Genomic DNA, 17,003 nt, shown 5'->3' on the forward strand with positions numbered 1-17,003 from the left:
TCAGCCTCCGTGCGCCGTGATGGCGTAGCCCTCGGGGCCGGTGAAGGTGAACATGCGGCCGAAGGGACTGTCCTGCGGCGGGCTGATGATGGGCACCCCGGCGGCAGCGAGCTGGTCGTGCAGCTCCTGGGCGTCAGTGGTGCGGAACCACAGGGCTGCTCCAAGACCAGGCCGGGCGACCTCGTCGAGATCCACTCCCGGGAGCGGCTCGCGGACGGCGAACGGGATCGGCTCGGTGGTGAACACCACTGCACCGGGAGGCGAGGCAGGCGCCCTCCGCAGCCCAAGGTGCTTTTCGCAGAAGGCGGCCGCTGCCTCGACATCGCGCACCTGCAGAGCGATGAAGTCAGGGCCGTCGACGGTGACAGTCATGGGTCCTCCTCGATTCCTTGATGTCAGGACTTTGACATCAAGGACTGTACTCACAGCACCCGCCTATGTCAAAATCCTGACATGGAAGACCGGAAGCCCGTGGAACCGCCCCATCCCGCTCAGGACGTCACCGAGCATGTGGGATACCGCCTCAAACGCTCCGCTGCGGCGCTGCGCGGCGCTATGGACAAAGCGCTGCGCGAGCACGGCCTGACGGTTCCGCAGTACGCATGCCTCGAACTTCTCGACCAGCAACCCGGCCTGTCCAACGCCGAACTCGCCCGCGGCGCATTCGTCACACGGCAGTCCATGAACGTCGTCCTCCGCGGCCTCCAGGACGCGGGGTTGATCTCCCGGCCGCTCACCACCGACCACGGCCGCGCCCTTCCCGCCCACCTCACCGCAGAAGGCCGCAGCCGTCTCGACGCGGCCCGGTCGGCCGTCTATGCCATCGAACGGCAGATGGTCGAGGCGATCCCGCAGCGGCGCCTGGCAGCCCTCCTCGCCGACCTCGACCGCATGGCGGCGGCCCTCGGCGGATGACCCGCCGACCCGCCGCGGCCGCGCTGCGCCGCGCCGGGTGGCGACAGCCTGGCCGACATGTCGTGAACGGCATGACCGGCCGCGTCGGGCCTGACACACTGAGTGCTCTGAAATAAGCGGACAGTGAGCAGGAGTTGGGTCAGATGAACCGACACCCGCGGCCGTACACCAAGGAAGAAGTGCTGCACGGCGTGGCGCTCATCCAGGCGCACCTCGCGGACGACGCGGCCGCCTTGGACGTCCTGCACGGTGACGACGGGGACGGGGAGAAGGCGAGGGAGACCGCCCGGTCGATGTTCGCGCTCGCTCATCTCATCGTCTACGGGCTGGTCATCCCGGAGATGTGGGTCATCAAGGAGGGCCTCGACTTCAAGAGCACGACGGACGTTCCTGAACTCAACCTGGCCATCCTCATGGTCGAGCGCATCAAGGAACGCGTCGAACTCGCCCACACCTCACCCGTGGTGGGCGCCTTGTCGGCAGGCGACGTGATGGGCCTGATCGTGCAGTGCGTCGGGACGAAAATGGAAGACGTGCCCGCCTTCCTCGACACCGTGCGGGAGCGGACGCTGCGGTCCATGGCGTCCTGAGCGGGGTCGGTTACATCCTGGACGTGGCGACGTACGTGATGAAGGCTGACCAGGCGTCGGGGGAGAAGGCGAGTTGGGGGCCCTGCTGGTCCTTGGAGTCCCGGACGTGGATGGTGTCGGGGCAGGTGGCGACCTCGACGCAGCAGTCTCCGTCGCCGCTGCTGTGGCTGGACTTGTGCCAGGAGAGGGCAACTTCGACGCACTCGTCGCCGTCGCCCCCGCTGTAGCTGCTCTTGAACCAGGCCAGCTCGCTGGTGCTCATAGCGCTCCTCGCATCTGCTTCAGCAGGCTCACGGAGTCATCGGGGGTGAGAGCCTGTGAACGCAGTTTCGCATACCGCATATGGAGCACGCTGACCTCTTTCCGGTCAGAGATCAATTGGCCGCTGCGTTGGCCTTCCGAATAGCCGAACCACTCGTGATCCGGCGTCTCGAGCAGCCTGATGGGCCCCTCGAGCCCGGCGTGGTCTTCTCGTACCAGCGGCATGATCTGGATCTCAACGTTCCGGAGTTCCGCACATTCCAGTAAGTGGTCGATGAGCTCGCGGGTGACGTTCACACCTCCAGTCCGCCGCAGGATCAGCGCCTCTTCGACGATGAAGCTGAACGCCGTGTTCGGCCTGTCGTGTAGCAGGCGCTGTCGGTCCAGGCGTGCGGTGAGCTGGGAGTCGATCTGTGCGTCGGTCAGCAGCGGCACCCGGCTGTGGAACACGGCCCGTGCGTACGCATTGCTCTGCAACAGACCCGGTACCGCCCGGCATTCGTACATGCACAGGCTGATCGCCTCTTCCTCAAGCCCCGCCCACTGGCGGAACCACGACGCCAGCCCCGGCCTCCGGGCCAAGTGCCGCGCCGCCGCCCGTAACGTCCCGAACGCATCGAGCGCCTCCTCCGCCCGGTCGATGAACTCCCGTTGCGGAAAGCGGCGGCCCTGTTCGATCGAGGCGACCGTTTCCGGGGAGTACCGCACCAGGGGGGCCAGTTCCTCCTGGGTGAGGCCCGCTCGCTCGCGGAAGACCTTCGCCACCGCCCCGAACGCCTTGAGGCTGTCCGACGATTCCGGCTCGTTGTTGCTCGACATGTCCCATTCCCTCCGAGAGCCCAACTCGCCAACTCACCTATGGTCACGGTGCGTTACGCGTACTGTCCACCCTGAGTGCCCGTACGCTGACCCTCCGTACGAGTCGCTGACCTGGCCGTCCCGCCCGCGCCGCGGCCACGGTTACGGCATGTCAGTCCACGCCCGCCCCCAAGGCCCCGTCACCGTACGTGTGTTCAGGTACCGCTTCAGCGCTACGCGTCTCGGCGCCCGCCTCGCCCGGCATCTCGTGCTGCTCCGCCTCGACGACTGGGGAATTCCCTACGGCAGCGCGCTCTCCGACTCCGCCGCCCTGATCGTGGCCGAGCTCGCCGCGAATGCGGTCACCCATGGCCGGGTTCCGGGGCGGGACTTCGAAGTGCGCCTCGATCTGCTCCCCGCGGCGCTGCGGATCGAGGTGAGCGACACCCGTACGGAGCGGCGGCCGCCGGTTCCCGGAGACGTGGTGCTGCCGCCGTGCGACTCGGAGACCGGGCGGGGGCTCGTACTCGTCGACGCCATCGCCTCCCGATGGGAGGTCATCGACCGCGTTCCCGTCGGCAAGACCGTGCGGGCGGAGCTCGACCGCGCCTGAGCGGCGTCAGCTGTCCAGGAAGTCCAGCAATGCCTCGTTGAACTGCTCGGGGTGGGTGGTGTTGACGCCGTGCGGGCCGCCCTCGATGAGGACGAGGCGGCTGTTCGCGACCGCCTCGTGCGTCCGTTTGCCGCTCGCCTCGAACGGGACGAGCGCGTCCGAGCCGCCGTGGATCACGAGCGTGGGCAGGTCGAACTTGCCGAGGTCGGCGCGGAAGTCGGTGCGGGCCAGGGCGCCGATGCAGTCCAGGGTGCCCTTCGGCGAGGCGGCCGCGGCGATGTCGCGGTAGTACGCGCGCTGGACCTCGCTGATCAGGTCGTGCTGGTCGCCCGCGGCGAAGAAGGTGGTGGTGAAAAGGTCCACGAGCGCGATCCGGTCGCGGCGCACCCCATCCTCGAACGCGGCGATGGTGGCGTCGTCCATCGCGCCTTCGGGGTTCTCGGCGGACTTGTGGAGATACGGCGTCACGGCTGCGGCGAAGACGGCCTTGGCGACCCGACGGGTGCCGTACGAGGAGATGTAGCGGGCCACCTCGCCGCCGCCCATGGAGAAGCCGACCAGGGTGGCCCTGCGCAGGTCGAGGTACTCGATCAGGGCGTGGAGGTCGGCGGCGAAGGTGGGGTAGTCGTAGCCGCCCCAGGGCTGGGAGGACTTGCCGAAGCCGCGGCGGTCGTAGGTGATCACCCGGTGTCCGGCGTCGACGAGGGGGCCGGTCTGGTACTCCCAGGTGCGTCCGCTCAGCGGCCAGCCGTGGATGAGGACCACGGGCGGGCCCTGCCCGTGGTCCTCGTAGTAGAGCTCGATCGGGGTGTCGTTCTCGGTGCCGACCATCAGCAACGCCATATTCGCACCGTAAGCCGGGGCAGCGGCTCGCGCCTGCCGGGAGCCGGGAGCCCGGGAGGGCGACGCGATCCGGATCAGCCGCCGTACATCAGCGATCACCCCTTCGCCCAGGAGGCCGGGCTCCGCCCCGGACCCCGGGGGCGGGGGCACGCGCCGCGACCGCGGGCGGGGGGTTCGCGCGGGTGGGGGAGAAGGCCCTCGGCAGGCTAATTCGCTGGCGCGGGAGGCCTGCGGCGGCGAACATGGCGCAATGCTGAGCACCCTGCTCGCCTTCCTCGGCGCCTGCCTGCTGATCGCCGCCTCGCCCGGGCCGAGCACCGTATTGATCATCCGGCATTCGCTGCAGAGCAAGCGCGCCGGGTTCTTCACGGTGCTCGGCAATGAGACCGGGGTCTTCATCTGGGGCGTGGTCGCCGCCCTCGGGCTCACCGCGCTGCTCGCCGCGTCCCAGGTCGCGTACGACGTGATGCGCATCGTCGGCGCGGTGGTGCTGGTCTGGTTCGGGGTGCAGGGGATCCGGTCCGCGCGGCGGCACGGCCAGGACGCGGCAGCCCGCGCGCCCGAGCGGCAGGTGCGGACCTCGTCCTGGCGCTCGTACCGGGCCGGGCTGCTGATGAACCTGGCCAACCCGAAGGCCGCGTTCTTCGCGATGTCCTTCCTCCCGCAGTTCGTGCCCGCGGGCGCCCCCGAACTGCCCGCGATGGTCGGACTCGCGGCGCTCTGGGCGGTCTTCGAGGTCGGTTACTACGGCGGGTACGTATGGTTCGTCGGCCGGATGAAGAGGCTCTTCGACCGGGCGGTGGTGCGGCGCCGGATGGAGCGGATCTCGGGCGGTGTGCTGGTGGCCCTCGGCGTACGGATGGCGCTCGACGGCTGAGCCGCCGCCGAGCGGCCCCGTACCACGCGGCCAGGCATGGCGCTCGCGCGGCTATAACGGACTCAGGCCCTACCGCTTCAGTGCGGCCAGGCCCTTCTGCAGGTCCTCGAGGTTCATCACCGGCTGGAAGTCCACCTCCGCGTCGAACTCCGTGAAGAACGGCTCGGCGATCGAGGGAATCTGCGACGGGTCCTCCAAGTCGAAGACCATGACGCAGGACCGGTGGCCCTCCTCGGGCAGGAAGTAGGCCGCCTCCGGGTGCAGACGGTCGATGGTCGACTGGATGACCTGCGGCAGGGTGCCGCTCTTGACTGCTTCGTTCGAGGCGGGGGTGTCCAGGCGGGCCTTGAACATCATGCGCATCGCACTCACTCCTTCCGGGAATCCTTCCTCTTCCAGGCTCTGCCTGCGGTTTCGCAGCCGCAACATCTCCTGACTGCGGCCCGCCGGCCTGCGAGACTGACCCCATGGACGCCGCGCCCGCCCCCTTCACGACCGAGGACTACGCAGCCCGGATGGCCCGCGCCGTCCGGGCCGCCGACGAGGCCGGGCTTGCGGGCCTGCTCGTCGCACCCGGCCCCGACCTCGTCCACCTCACCGGCTACCAGCCGATCGCGGCCACCGAGCGGCTCACCCTGCTCGTCCTCGCCGCGGACCGGGACCCGGTGCTCGTCGTGCCCACACTGGAGCGCGGTGACGCGGAGCAGGCGGCTGGGGCGGCCGCGCTCACCCTCCGTGACTGGACCGACGGCAAGGACCCGTACGGCGTCGCAGCCCCGCTGCTGGACCCGGCGGGCCGCTACGGCGTCAGCGACAACACCTGGGCCCTGCATCTGCTCGGCCTCCAGGACGCCCTGCCTGGCACCTCGTACGCCGCGCTCACCGACTGCCTGCCCATGCTGCGCGCGGTCAAGGACGCCGCCGAGCTCGAGCGGCTCGCTGCGGCCGGGGCCGCGGCCGACGCCGCGTACGAGGAGATCCTCCGGGTCCGCTTCACCGGCCGGCGGGAGTCCGACATCGCCACCGAGCTGGCCCATCTGCTGACCCAACTCGGCCACTCGCAGGTCGACTTCACGGTCGTCGGCTCGGGGCCGAACGGCGCCGATCCGCACCACGAGGCGGGCGACCGGGTCATGAGGCAGGGCGACATGGTCGTCCTCGACTTCGGCGGCCTCAAGCACGGCTACGGCTCCGACACGTCGCGGACCGTCCACGTCGGCGAGCCCAGCGCTGAGGAGCAGGCCGTGCACGACGTCGTGCGGCGGGCGCAGCAGGCCGCCGTCGAGGCGGTACGGCCCGGCATCGCCTGCCAGGAGGTGGACCGGGTGGCGCGGGCCGTGATCACGGAGGCGGGGTACGGGGAGCGGTTCATCCACCGCACCGGGCACGGCATCGGGGTGACCACGCACGAGCCGCCGTACATGGTCGAGGGGGAGGAGCGGCCGCTCGTGCCCGGCATGTGCTTCTCCGTTGAGCCGGGGATCTATCTCCCGGGGCGGTTCGGCGTACGGATCGAGGACATCGTGACCGTCACGGAGGGCGGCGGGCGGCGGCTCAACAACACCTCGCGGGAGCTGGCCGTTGTCGAGTGACCGGTTTGTGGGCATTCGTTCCGCGGGGCTGGGGGCACCTCCCAGCCCCGCGGAACGAATGCCCACATCTAGGTGACCGTGACCACCGCCGCTGACTCCGGGGGGAGGCGGAGGAGGCCGTCCGTTACGGGGTCGCACGGGGTCCACGCGGCGAGGACCTGCGCCCGGCCTGGTCCCACCGGGACCTTCGCCTCGTCCTCCGCGGACAGGTTCACCGCGGTCCGGACCGCGCCCCGCCCGAACACCAGCCACCGCTCCCGCTCCCCGTACGCGACCCGGACCGCGGACAGGTCCGGGTCGCTCAGTTCCGCGCGTGCGCGGCGGAGTGCGATCAGCTCGCGGTGCCAGGCCAGCAGCCGGGCGTGCGGTTCGCGCCCCGGCTCCGACCAGTCCAGGCAGGACCGGTCGCGGGTCGCCGGGTCCTGGGGGTCGGGTATGGCCGACTCTGCCCAGCCGTGGGCCGCGAACTCCCGTCTGCGGCCGGTCCTTATGGCCTCCGCCAGCTCCGGGTCCGTGTGGTCGGTGAAGAACTGCCAGGGCGTGCCCGCGCCCCACTCCTCGCCCATGAAGAGCATGGGGGTGAAGGGGGAGGTGAGGACGAGGGCCGCGGCACAGGCGAGCAGCCCGGGGGAGAGGTGCGCGGACAGCCGGTCGCCCAGCGCCCGGTTGCCGATCTGGTCGTGCGTCTGCGCGTGGGCCAGCAGCCGGTGCGCGGGCGTCGTACGGCGGTCGAGCGGTCGCCCGTGGGAGCGGCCGCGGAAGCTGGAGTACGTGCCGTCGTGGAAGAAGCCGCTGGTCAGGGTCTTGGCGAGGGCGGCGGGGGCGTCGCGCGCGAAGTCGGCGTAGTAGCCCTGGGACTCGCCGGTGAGGGCGGTGTGCAGGGCATGGTGGAAGTCGTCGTTCCACTGGGCGTGCAGACCGAGGCCGCCCGCCTCGCGCGGGGCGGTGGTGCGCGGGTCGTTGAGGTCGGACTCCGCGACGAGGAACAGCGGGCGCCCGGTCTCCGCGGCCAGCGCGTCCACGGCGGCGGACAGCTCGGCCAGGAAGGGCAGGGCCCGGGTGTCGCGCAGGGCGTGGACCGCGTCGAGCCGGAGGCCGTCGAGCCGGTAGTCGCACAGCCAGGCCAACGCGCTGCCCAGCAGATACGCGCGCACGTCGTCGGAGCCGGGCGCGTCGAGATTCACGGCCGCGCCCCACGGCGTGTGGTGGGTCTCGGTGAAGTACGGGCCGAAGGCGGGGAGGTGGTTGCCGGACGGGCCGAAGTGATTGTGCACCACGTCCAGCACCACGCCCAGCCCGTGCGCGTGCGCCGCGTCGACAAAGCGCTTCAGCCCGTCGGGCCCGCCGTACGGCTCGTGCACCGCCCACAGCGACACGCCCTCGTAGCCCCAGCCGTGCGTGCCGGGGAACGAGCACACCGGCATCAGCTCGATGTGCGTGATCCCCAACTCGGCCAGGTGGTCCAGCCGTTGGGCCGCCGCGTCGAAGGTGCCCTCGCGGGTGTACGTGCCCACGTGCAGCTCGTACAGCACCGCGCCGGGCAGCGGCCTGCCGTGCCAGGCGTGCCGCCATGCGAAGCGGGAGTGGTCGACGACCGCGCTGAGCCCGTCGGGTCCGTCCGGCTGGCGGCGGGAGCGCGGGTCGGGCAGGGCGGGGCCGCCGTCGAGCGAGAAGCCGTAGCGGGTGCCGTGGTCCCCGCGCGCGTGCACCTGCCACCAGCCTTCGCGTACCGGGTCGCGCTCCATGGGGTGCGTACCGCCGTCCGCGTGCAGCTCCACCCGCCCGGCCTCCGGGGCCCACACCTCGAACAGCATTGACGGCTCCTCGGTCGTCGCGCGCCGGTCAGCGGTGCCGGTCGCGGTTCCGTACGGTCAACAGTCAACGGTCAACAGTCAACGGTCAGCTGAGGTCCTGCTCGGTCATCGGGGTGCCCGAGCTCGCCGAGACGTCCAGGGTGCGCACGGTGCCGCTCGGCGCTATCTCGATGACCGGCACGGCCTTGCGCTCGGGCGAGCCGTCGTTGCTCAGCGAGATCAGCCCGCTGGCGCCCTTCACCGACTCGACTCCGTGCAGTGACTTCCAGATCTGGATGGTCTGCGAGCCGGTCACCCGGCCGCTGGCCTCCGAGGCGCGGGCCGCGAGCCGCACCCCGGACACCGCGGTGATCACGGCGTCATGGCCCATGATGGCCTGGCCGTCGTCGAGTGTCTCCTCGGAGAACGCCGAACGGTACCGGCCCTGCTCCCCGAACGACTGGACGGCCCACCCGGGGAAGGCAGTGGGCCGCTTGTCCCACGCCCCCGGGTGCGCGAGGCCGGTGTAGAGCAGCCGTACGTTTCCGCTGCGCAGCGTCTCCTTGATCTGGTCGAACCCCGCGGCCTGCGCGGACTGCGAGACGTCGTCCCCGGAGAGGACGACCAGCTCGCGGTCGGTGCACGGGCGGTCCTTCAGCGGGGCGAGGAAGCGGGGCAGGTCGATCCCGCGGCCCGCGAAGAACACGACGTCCGGCTTCGCCGCGCACAGCTGGGACATACGGGTCTTGAAGGCGGTGGCCACGCCCTCCTGCGACGAGTCGTACTCCTCGATTCCCCCGGCGAGCCGGTCCTGGGGGAAGGCGTGCAGGAAGGCCTCGCCGAGGGTGCGGGTGTACTGGTCGTCGGGGCGGGAGTCCTGTATCACCAGCACCCGCTTGCCCGCGTACGGCTTGCGCTTGAGGAGGGCCGCGGCGGCGGCCGCCTCGTCGGAGTTGGTCGGGGCCACCCGCACCAGGCCCTTGACCTTGCTGAGGGTGTCCGCGGTGAGGACGGAGCCGGTGGCGCCGAGCTCGAGGCCGCCGGCCTCCCGGTCCGCCGTGATCGTGCGGACCATCTTCTCCGTTGCGTCGGTGCTGGTGCCCAGGCCGGCGACGGCGACGATGTGGTCGCCGGCGATGCGCTCGCGGATCCGCCGCAGCGCCGTGGAGCGCTGCTCGTCGCTGACGCCGCTGTTGGCGAGCAGCAGCCTGATCTTGGGGGCGTCGCCGTACTTGTCCTTGTTGTTGGCCTCGTACTGCGCGGTGTAGGCCCCCTGCAGCTCATGGCGTACGGAGTCGGGGGTGTTCGTGTCCCCGGGCCTGGGGATCATCGGCATGAGATAGACGACGCTGACGTAGCTCGGGCCGTTCTCCTTCTTGCTCTCCGCGACGACCCGCTCGTTCTCCTCGCGTATCAGCCGGGACACCTGGGCGAGGTTGTCGCCGGTCTTCTGGGTGCCGTCGCTGAAGGAGTACGAGCCGTCGGACACGCCGACGCACTGCTCCGGGGCGCCGACGCGGTCGACGCCCGGCGCGCAGGAGGTGTCCTCCGGGCGCAGCAGCCACACGGCCGCGCCCGCGACGAGGGCGAGCAGGGCGACCGCCGACACGGCGTTCCAGGGCCAGCGGGCCCACAGGGGGCGGTCGGGCACCCAGGTTCCATGCGACATGAGGGTCCTTCCGTCGTCGGCTCGGCGAGTCGGTCGGTGCGGGGGGCCTGTGTTCGTGGGGGTCAGTCGGCGTACCGGGCGGCCTCGTCCAGCAGCGTGTCCGCGTCCGCGTCCGCCGCCATCGCCAGCTGCCGGAACATCGCACCGATCTTGTAGTTGAGCTCGGGATTGCCGGGCGGCAGCCGGTTGCGCGGGTCCCCGGCGAGCCACAGGGCGGCGCACAGCTCGGCGAGCGGCCGGCCCAGGGCCCGGTCCTCGTACGCCTCGGGGGCGTGTTCGCGGGCCAGTTCGCCCGCGCGGCGGGGCGGGGGTGCGTCCGACAGCTGCGCCCGGTACACGGGGGCAGCGGTGACGTGGTACAGCTCCCGCAGCCAGGGCCGCAGGTCGTTCGCGGTGAGCCCGGTGATGAAGTAACGGACCACTTCCTCCAAGCCGTTCAGTGCCAGCCGGTGGTAGAGCGAGTCCAGCGGCTGGCCGTGCCGGTGGTGCCAGTCGGCGAGCGTGCCGTGGATCGTCCGCCACTCCTCCTCCGTGCCGGTCGGCGGGCCTGACAGCTCGTCGAGCAGCAGCAGCCGCAGCCACGGGTGCAGGACCGGGCGGCCGTCGTACGTGGTGTCGGGCACATCGCCGCCGCTGCCGGGCAGCACGCCCGGAAGCCCGGCCGGGGGCAGCCCCGCCGGGTTCCGCAGATAGCCCGAAGGGCCCCTGCCGCCCCGGGTGTTGGCGTCCTCCGGCACCGGCCGGGACAGCCACAGCCGGATGCGCAGCTCGCGCATCACCGTGTCCCTGGCGTGCTCGGGCTGGCCGTTCAGCAGGCCCGAGTTGACGGCCGCCTTCGGGGTGCGGGCGGCGGCGATCCTTGTCGCGGCCGCCCGCTGGCCCTCGGTGAGCCCGGCCAGCAGATGGCCGCGCACGGCCGCGGCGAGCTGAGGTCCGCGCGGGGCGGCTCCTTCCTGTCCTTGGACGGGCGTGTCCAGCAGGCCGCGCAGATCCTCCGGGGTGTGTTCGAGCAGCCGGTCGATGGCGGCGTGGAGCTGCGCAACGCTCCACGGGTGCCCGTAGGTGAGGCGGTGCACCAGGGGAGTGGCGCGGGGCAGCAGCCCGGACTCCGGCCTGCCGTTGCCGCGGGCGGACTCCGCCTCGAACCGGGAGGCCTCCAGCGCCACTTCGACCTCGTCGAGGTCACGCAGCCGCACCGGGTACCACCAGTCGTACAGCGGCGTCCCGGCCCCGGCCCGCCAGGCGGCGTACGAGGCGTCGGCGGGGTGGGCGGTGTGCGGATCGTCGGGGCCGCCGTCGCAGGGGCCGGGCACGGCCTGCGTGGTGGCGCTGCTCGCGACGGTGAGCAGCGGGTCGTACACCTCGGCTCTGGCCCGCTCGGTGCGCAGCCGCAGCAGCACGTCGAGGAAGCGGGTGCCACCGGTGTTGTGGTCGATGTCGTCCAGCAGGGCGAGGCAGTTGTGGGCGCGGCGGCCGCGGGCGTACGCGGCGGTGAGGTCGTCGAGGAACGCCAGGCACAGCCGGCGGTCCACGAACTCCGCGTCGGCGGGGATGCCGGTGCGGTTGCGCCGGTTGAGCTCGACCAGCTCCTCCAGCGCGCTGGCCGGGCCCGAGGAACCGTACGAGGCGAGGGCCCTGTTGAGGAACGTGCCCGCCGGCATGTACTCGAAGCTGCGCAGCAGCACGCCCAGGATCAGGTCGACGCCGGGCACGGGGGACAGACCCAGCGTCTCGACGAGCCCGGCGATGCCCTCGCCCGCGTCCGCCGCGGCACCGCGGTTGCGCGCCCGGCGCAGCGCGCGGCGCAGCTCGCGGGTGGCCTGGGCGCGGTCGGTCAGCGACAGCTGCGGCTGCACGGCGAGCAGGCCGAGCAGCAGCCGCGGGAAGCGCAGGGGCTTGCTGCCGCGGTGCTTGCGTGCCAGGAGGAAGGCGAGGTGCAACGCCACCTCGTGCGGGCGCTGGTCGGCGACCGCGGCGAAGTCGATACGGGCGACCGGGGCGCCCTCGGTGACGGCCTCGAAGTGGTCGAGCGCGTACGTCTTGCCGCTGCCGGGGCGGCCGAGCAGCACGATCACGGGGAGCGGGCGGTCCGGGCCTGTGCGCGCGGTGTGCAGGGTGTGCGCGGGGTCTCCGGTGTGCCCGGAGTACGTGGAGTGCGCGGTGTGCCCGGCCTGGGGCCGCAGCCAGCACTCGTGCACCAGCCTGTCCACCTCGGCCAGCCCGGCGGGCGGCACGTGCGGCGCCTGTGCAGCCTGCGGCATGGATCCCCCCTTCCGGCACGCGAGGCGCCGTGCTGACACGGATGGCGCGTGATCGCGGTTCAGCATGGTGTCACGAAGTGACGGAGGAAACACGGAAGTTGACCCCAGTCGCCCACCCCCTTTGGGAGGGGCGGCTGGGGTGGGCCGCGGCTCGGGCGACGCTTCGCGGACGCGCGCATGAACTTCTGCCGCGTACGGGACGGGAGCGACTCGTACTGGACACTTCACGCCCCCGCGCCGGACAATCACGGCCGTGACGTTCCATGACATCCCGACGCCGACGCCTCGGCCTCCCGCGCTGCCGCTGCCGGCCCGGCTGTCGGACGCCGACCGGGACCGTGTCATCGCCGTCCTCCGCGAGGGGGCCGCCCAGGGGCGGCTGTCCCAGGACACCTTCCTGCGCCGGATGGAGCTGGCCTTCGCGGCCCGCGGCCACGCCGAGCTGGACGCGCTGACCGCGGATCTGCCCCAGGAGGGGCGGCTGTCCCGGTTCGTCTTCGGGACGGTCGCCAAGGTCTCGTCGTTCTCGATCCGGTTGCGCCGGGCGTGGCGCGTCGAGCGGCTGCCCAAGTTGATGTTCCCCGAGCCCGGGCCGTATCCGCTGCGGATCGGCCGCGACCCGGCGAACGGGCTGCGGTTGAACGACGACACCGTCTCCCGCGTCCACGCCGAGCTGTCCCGCGAGGGCGGCATCTGGGTGCTCCGCGACCTCGGCTCCACAAACGGCACGTGGGTCAACGGCCGCCGCGTGACCGGCCGGGCGCCGGTCCAGCCGGGCGACCAGGTGACCTTCGGCCGCATCGCTTTTCACCTCGCGGCCCGCTGACGCGCGGCCGGCGGTGCGGCCGGTGCGGGCGGCCGTAGCGCTCTCCCCGCGGCCCTTCACAGGGGCGGGCGGACCGGGCGAAGCAGACGGGTGCATACGGCGCGGCGCGGAGGGACCATGGACGTATGGCGAGGAAAGGTTCCGTCGGTAGCAAGGCCCGGCGGGCCGCGCTGGCGGCCGTCCGGGAGGCCCTGGAGCGGGGCGAGGTGCCGGTCGAGGCGCCCGAGCTGTTCCAGGGGAGCTACGGCGAATTCTGGGTGGCACCCGACGGCAGGGTGTACGTACGGCCGGCGGAGGAACTCTCCCCCGGCAGGGCCCGCGCACAGCGGATCTCCGAGGTCCAGCTGGTCGTCGACCCCGGCGGGGGTCGCTCGGCGGGCGAGGGGTCACCGGGCCTGGAGTGGCGCGGGCGGACCCCGTGGACCGACGACCTGTCCCGGCTCTCCCACTGGCAGGCGGCCGACGGCAGCTGGCTGGTCATCGACGAGGTCTGAGCGCCGCCCGGGGCGAATCGCCCGGGGACGGACGGTTGTGACCGCCTGTGTCCGGCTCGTAGCCGACCGCGCCCAGCGCGCCCGCGCAGCCTCGCCTCCGACCCGCGCCGGTCGGGCGCGGGTCACAGATCCAGCCGTTCGCAGAACAGCTCCACGATGCGCCCCAGGAAGGCTCGGCCCTCGCCATTGGGCTCCCGGGATATCGTCCCCCCGCCCCAGTCGAGGGTGCCGACGACCGACTGGTACTCGGCGTGCAGGTAGTGCAGGACACCCTCCACCCGGGCGCGCGGCAGCGGCAGCAGCCTGCAGACCGGCTGGATGTACGCCTGCCAGCGGGTGGTCACGGCCTTGCGCAGCAAGTCGTCGAGTGCGGCTGTCTGTCCGCACACTTCGAGGTACGCGGACATCGGCAGCTCCAGCATCTCGGCCAGCAGCCCTGTCTGACGTTCGGTCAGCATCCACCGTCCGGTCCGCTCCATGGTCTCGTACGTCTCGGGTGCCACGCCGAGGCGTACCGCCACGTCCCATGCGGAAACCCGGCGGGCGAGCCGGTGCTGGTGCACCGTGGTCGGGGTGCCCATCAGATCGCCGATCGAGCACCACAGTGCACCGGCCAGGGCCCTCAGTTCCGCCTCGGTCGGCGTCTCGTCGCCCGACTCCCAGCTCAGGACCGTGATCGGTGCGACGGCCGCACCGTACGCCGCCCGCATGGCGCGGGAGACCTCTTCGGGCCCCAGCCCGATGGCCTGGCGGGCCCGGCGCGCTGCGTCGGGGTTGAACGAGGGCCTTGCCGGGTCAGTGGCCCTGTACGGATGCATGTGTCCCCCTCCGTCGTGTCGCTGCATCCTTCGGACTTGGTCAGACCATGTCGCGGGAGACCACAACGTAGGGACACCCCGGGATCGTGTCCAGCGGTTCGCGCCCTTCGTTCTTTACAGCAGAAGGTTCGCCCTGAGATCCGTCCTTGATCGGGCGGCTATCGCCCCCGCCCTCCCTTCGCGTGCTCGTTTCGCACCAGCAGGGCCACCGGCCACGCAGCGAAGAGGTCCGTCAAGGGGACCCGGCCTCCCCGTACCCCAGCTCCCGACAGCAGGTCCGTCCAGGCGCCCTCGGGGAGGGGCAGCTCCGTGTTGCGCCAGCCGCCCGTGTCCGTCAGGCGGCGGGAGAGGCGGGTGATCGCCGTGATCGACGCGTCGCCGCGGGCGAAGGCCACGCAGTGGCGGGCCGCCGGACCGTGGGCGGTCAGGGGCTCGTACGAGCCCGACTCGCCGAACCAGTGCGGGTGTTCGCGGCGCAGCCGCAGGGCGGTGGCGGTGAGGCGGAGTTTCTCCTCCGAGAGGTCGTGGGGCTCGCGGCCCTCGTCCAGGGCGGACAGCAGCTGTGGCCGGAAGTGGGGCCGGTGCCGGTTGTCCGGGTCGACGAGCGCGGCGTACTCCAGCTCCGTGCCCTGGTAGACGTCGGGCACCCCCGGCATCGTCAGGTGCAGCAGGGCCGCGCCGAGGATGTTCGCGCGGGCGGACTCGTCGAGCGAGCGGCGGAAGAGAGCCGTCGATTGCCGTGGCGGACCGCACGGCCCCGCCTCCGTGAAAGCCTCCACCGCCGCCTCGTACACCGGGTCGGCCTCGGTCCAGGACGTCCGCAGTCCCGCCTCGCGCACCGACTTCAGCACCGCCGGAACCAGTCGGTCCGGTTGTGCTCGGTCACAGCGCGGGAAGCCGAGTCCGAAGGCGCTCTGCCAGGCCGTCCAGGCGACGTGCCGGTCGGGGGCGCGGGCGCCGCCCGCCCGCGTCGTCTCCTTCGTCAGGCGTTCCAGCAGCTCCGCCCACTCGCCCGGGACCTCCGTCAGCAGCGCGATCCAGGCGCGCACATCCGCGCTGCGCTTGGTGTCGTGCGTGGACAGCACTGTCGCGCTCAGCGGCCAATCGCGCTGCAGCCGGGCGCAGAACGCATGGAAGGCCTCGGGTGACACGGCCGGGCTGCCCGGGTCGCCGCCGACCTCCGCGGCCGACAGCAAGGGCGCATAGCGGTAGAACGCCTTGTCCTCCACGGACTTGGCACGCAGTGCGGACGAGGCCTGGGCGAAGCGCGCGCAGAAGGCGGCGTGGTCCGGCGTCGCGCCGAGCAGCCCGAGCGCCAGATCCCGTACGAGATCCACCGTGTCCGCCTCCTCGGGCACGGTGAACGCGGCGCGCGCCCCCTCGGCCGCGGCCCGGACCATCTCCGCGTCGCTCTCCGGCACCCGTTCGCCCGCGACCGCGTACGGCCGGTACACCGGCACCCGGACCAGCAGTTCCCGGATCGCGGTGCGCAGCGCCCAGGGCGCGTGGTCGCGCAGCTTCGGGCTCGCCTCGCAGATCCGGGCCGCGAGCCCGGCCAGACAGGAGACCTCGGCGGCCAGCTCGTGGGTGACCACCTGGTACCCGGCGCGGCGCACGGTGGCGGCCCACTCGCCGCCCCGGTCCTCGGGCTGGGCCGTGAAGCCGCGGTAGACGCCGGTGAGTTCGGTGGCTCCCGCCGCGTCGACGAAGAGCCCGTCGACGCGGTGCAGCGCGTCGTAGCCGGTGGTGCCCGCGACCGGCCAGTCCGCAGGCAGCCGCTCCTCGCCCGTGAGGATCTTCTCGACGACGGTCCAGCGGCCGCCGGTCGCCGTATCGAGCCGCCGCAGATATGCCCCGGGATCCGCGAGCCCGTCGGGATGGTCGATGCGCAGCCCGTCAACCACGCCCTCGCGCAGCAGCTGCAGCACCTTGCCGTGCGTGGCCTGAAACACCTCAGGGTCCTGCACCCGCACGCCGATCAGCGAGGAGATGGTGAAGAACCGCCGGTAGTTCAGCTCGGTGCGGGCCAGCCGCCACCAGCCGAGCCGGTACCACTGGGCGTCCAGCAGCTCCGGCAGCGGCAGGTGCGCGGTGCCGGGCCGCACCGGGAACTCATGGTCGTCGTAGCGGATCACGTCCCCGTCGAGCCGGATGTGCTCCAGCTCGTCGCCGAGCCGCCGCCCCAGCACGGGCATCAGGACGCGACCGCCGTGCGGTCCCCCGTGTGCGTCCCAGTCGATGTCGAACCAGCGCGCGTACGACGAGTCGGGACCGTCCCGCAGCACCTCCCACAGCGGCCGGTTCAGCCGCTCCGGCACGGGAACCGCCATATGGTTCGGCACGATGTCGAGCACCAGGCCGAGCCCGTGCTCGCGCGCCGTGCGGGACAGCGCCCGCAGGCCCTCCTCGCCGCCCAGCTCGGCCCGTACGGCGGTGTGGTCCACCACGTCGTAGCCGTGCGTCGAGCCCGGCACCGCCTCGAGCACCGGCGAGAGGTGCAGATGCGAGACGCCGAGCGAGGCGAGGTAGGGCACGGCCCCGGCGGCGTCGGAGAACGGGAAGCCCGGCTGGAGCTGGAGCCGGTAGGTGGCGGTGGGAGGTGGCGGCGGACCGGGAGCCGCCGCATCAGGCTCAGGCGTCATGGCAGACCCGT

General features: G+C 72.1%; 17 protein-coding genes. 7 read left to right on the top strand and 10 right to left on the bottom strand.

What is annotated here, in order from left to right; translation table 11 throughout:
* Complete coding sequence (locus tag ACTWQC_RS06585; RefSeq protein WP_443314583.1) at nt 1-372, bottom strand: VOC family protein; 372 nt, start codon at nt 370-372, stop codon at nt 1-3.
* Between the two features lie 81 nt (nt 373-453).
* Here ACTWQC_RS06585 and ACTWQC_RS06590 point away from each other — a divergent pair, with 81 nt between their 5' ends.
* Both ACTWQC_RS06590 and ACTWQC_RS06595 read left to right on the top strand, forming a co-directional pair.
* Nucleotides 454-915, top strand: a complete 462-nt coding sequence (locus tag ACTWQC_RS06590) for a MarR family winged helix-turn-helix transcriptional regulator (protein ID WP_443314584.1) — start codon at nt 454-456, stop codon at nt 913-915.
* A gap of 143 nt (nt 916-1,058) precedes the next feature.
* Nucleotides 1,059-1,505 carry a DUF6224 family protein gene (locus ACTWQC_RS06595; protein WP_443314585.1) on the top strand — a complete coding sequence of 149 codons (447 nt, stop codon included), beginning with the start codon at nt 1,059-1,061 and terminating at the stop codon, nt 1,503-1,505.
* A 10-nt stretch (nt 1,506-1,515) separates the two neighbouring features.
* On the opposite strand, the gene ACTWQC_RS06600 is transcribed toward ACTWQC_RS06595, so the two are convergent.
* Nucleotides 1,516-1,767: a DUF397 domain-containing protein gene (locus ACTWQC_RS06600; RefSeq protein ID WP_443314586.1), complete on the bottom strand. Its 252-nt coding sequence runs from the start codon at nt 1,765-1,767 to the stop codon at nt 1,516-1,518.
* Nucleotides 1,764-2,585, bottom strand: coding sequence for a helix-turn-helix domain-containing protein (locus tag ACTWQC_RS06605; protein WP_443314587.1), 822 nt, complete (start codon nt 2,583-2,585; stop codon nt 1,764-1,766). Before ACTWQC_RS06605 ends, ACTWQC_RS06600 begins: the two co-directional genes overlap by 4 nt.
* A gap of 148 nt (nt 2,586-2,733) precedes the next feature.
* Between ACTWQC_RS06605 and ACTWQC_RS06610 the strand changes: the two genes are divergently transcribed.
* Nucleotides 2,734-3,177 (top strand): ATP-binding protein, encoded by a 444-nt coding sequence (locus ACTWQC_RS06610; protein WP_443314588.1) that lies wholly within the window; start codon nt 2,734-2,736, stop codon nt 3,175-3,177.
* Nucleotides 3,178-3,183: 6 nt separating this feature from the next.
* Here ACTWQC_RS06610 and ACTWQC_RS06615 read toward each other — a convergent pair whose 3' ends face one another.
* Complete coding sequence (locus ACTWQC_RS06615) at nt 3,184-4,020, bottom strand: alpha/beta fold hydrolase (RefSeq protein WP_443314589.1); 837 nt, start codon at nt 4,018-4,020, stop codon at nt 3,184-3,186.
* Between the two features lie 250 nt (nt 4,021-4,270).
* Here ACTWQC_RS06615 and ACTWQC_RS06620 point away from each other — a divergent pair, with 250 nt between their 5' ends.
* Nucleotides 4,271-4,897 carry a LysE family translocator gene (locus ACTWQC_RS06620; RefSeq protein ID WP_443314590.1) on the top strand — a complete coding sequence of 209 codons (627 nt, stop codon included), beginning with the start codon at nt 4,271-4,273 and terminating at the stop codon, nt 4,895-4,897.
* A 69-nt stretch (nt 4,898-4,966) separates the two neighbouring features.
* On the opposite strand, the gene ACTWQC_RS06625 is transcribed toward ACTWQC_RS06620, so the two are convergent.
* On the bottom strand, nt 4,967-5,260 hold the full coding sequence (locus tag ACTWQC_RS06625) for a DUF3303 family protein (RefSeq protein ID WP_443314591.1): 294 nt from the start codon (nt 5,258-5,260) through the stop codon (nt 4,967-4,969).
* 104 nt (nt 5,261-5,364) lie between these two features.
* Here ACTWQC_RS06625 and ACTWQC_RS06630 point away from each other — a divergent pair, with 104 nt between their 5' ends.
* Entirely contained in the window at nt 5,365-6,489 is a 1,125-nt protein-coding gene (locus ACTWQC_RS06630) for a M24 family metallopeptidase (RefSeq protein ID WP_443314592.1), read from the top strand.
* A 68-nt stretch (nt 6,490-6,557) separates the two neighbouring features.
* On the opposite strand, the gene treZ is transcribed toward ACTWQC_RS06630, so the two are convergent.
* From treZ to ACTWQC_RS06645, 3 genes are all read right to left on the bottom strand, one after another.
* The gene (treZ, locus tag ACTWQC_RS06635) at nt 6,558-8,303 is read right to left on the bottom strand and encodes a malto-oligosyltrehalose trehalohydrolase (RefSeq protein WP_443314593.1); all 1,746 of its coding nucleotides are present in this window, start codon (nt 8,301-8,303) and stop codon (nt 6,558-6,560) included.
* A gap of 85 nt (nt 8,304-8,388) precedes the next feature.
* Entirely contained in the window at nt 8,389-9,951 is a 1,563-nt protein-coding gene (locus tag ACTWQC_RS06640; RefSeq protein WP_443314594.1) for an ABC transporter substrate-binding protein, read from the bottom strand.
* 62 nt (nt 9,952-10,013) lie between these two features.
* Nucleotides 10,014-12,212 carry a hypothetical protein gene (locus ACTWQC_RS06645; RefSeq protein WP_443314595.1) on the bottom strand — a complete coding sequence of 733 codons (2,199 nt, stop codon included), beginning with the start codon at nt 12,210-12,212 and terminating at the stop codon, nt 10,014-10,016.
* A gap of 253 nt (nt 12,213-12,465) precedes the next feature.
* Between ACTWQC_RS06645 and ACTWQC_RS06650 the strand changes: the two genes are divergently transcribed.
* Together ACTWQC_RS06650 and ACTWQC_RS06655 are read left to right on the top strand one after the other, a co-directional pair.
* Nucleotides 12,466-13,038 carry an FHA domain-containing protein gene (locus ACTWQC_RS06650; protein WP_443314596.1) on the top strand — a complete coding sequence of 191 codons (573 nt, stop codon included), beginning with the start codon at nt 12,466-12,468 and terminating at the stop codon, nt 13,036-13,038.
* Between the two features lie 125 nt (nt 13,039-13,163).
* Nucleotides 13,164-13,532, top strand: coding sequence for a hypothetical protein (locus ACTWQC_RS06655; protein ID WP_443314597.1), 369 nt, complete (start codon nt 13,164-13,166; stop codon nt 13,530-13,532).
* Between the two features lie 122 nt (nt 13,533-13,654).
* Here ACTWQC_RS06655 and ACTWQC_RS06660 read toward each other — a convergent pair whose 3' ends face one another.
* The gene (locus ACTWQC_RS06660; protein ID WP_443314598.1) at nt 13,655-14,350 is read right to left on the bottom strand and encodes a helix-turn-helix domain-containing protein; all 696 of its coding nucleotides are present in this window, start codon (nt 14,348-14,350) and stop codon (nt 13,655-13,657) included.
* Nucleotides 14,351-14,508: 158 nt separating this feature from the next.
* Nucleotides 14,509-16,992, bottom strand: coding sequence for a malto-oligosyltrehalose synthase (gene treY / locus ACTWQC_RS06665; RefSeq protein ID WP_443314599.1), 2,484 nt, complete (start codon nt 16,990-16,992; stop codon nt 14,509-14,511).
* Nucleotides 16,993-17,003: the final 11 nt, after the last annotated feature.

The organism is Streptomyces sp. 8N616, from assembly GCF_052246385.1.
Taxonomy (GTDB): Bacteria; Actinomycetota; Actinomycetes; order Streptomycetales; family Streptomycetaceae; genus Streptomyces.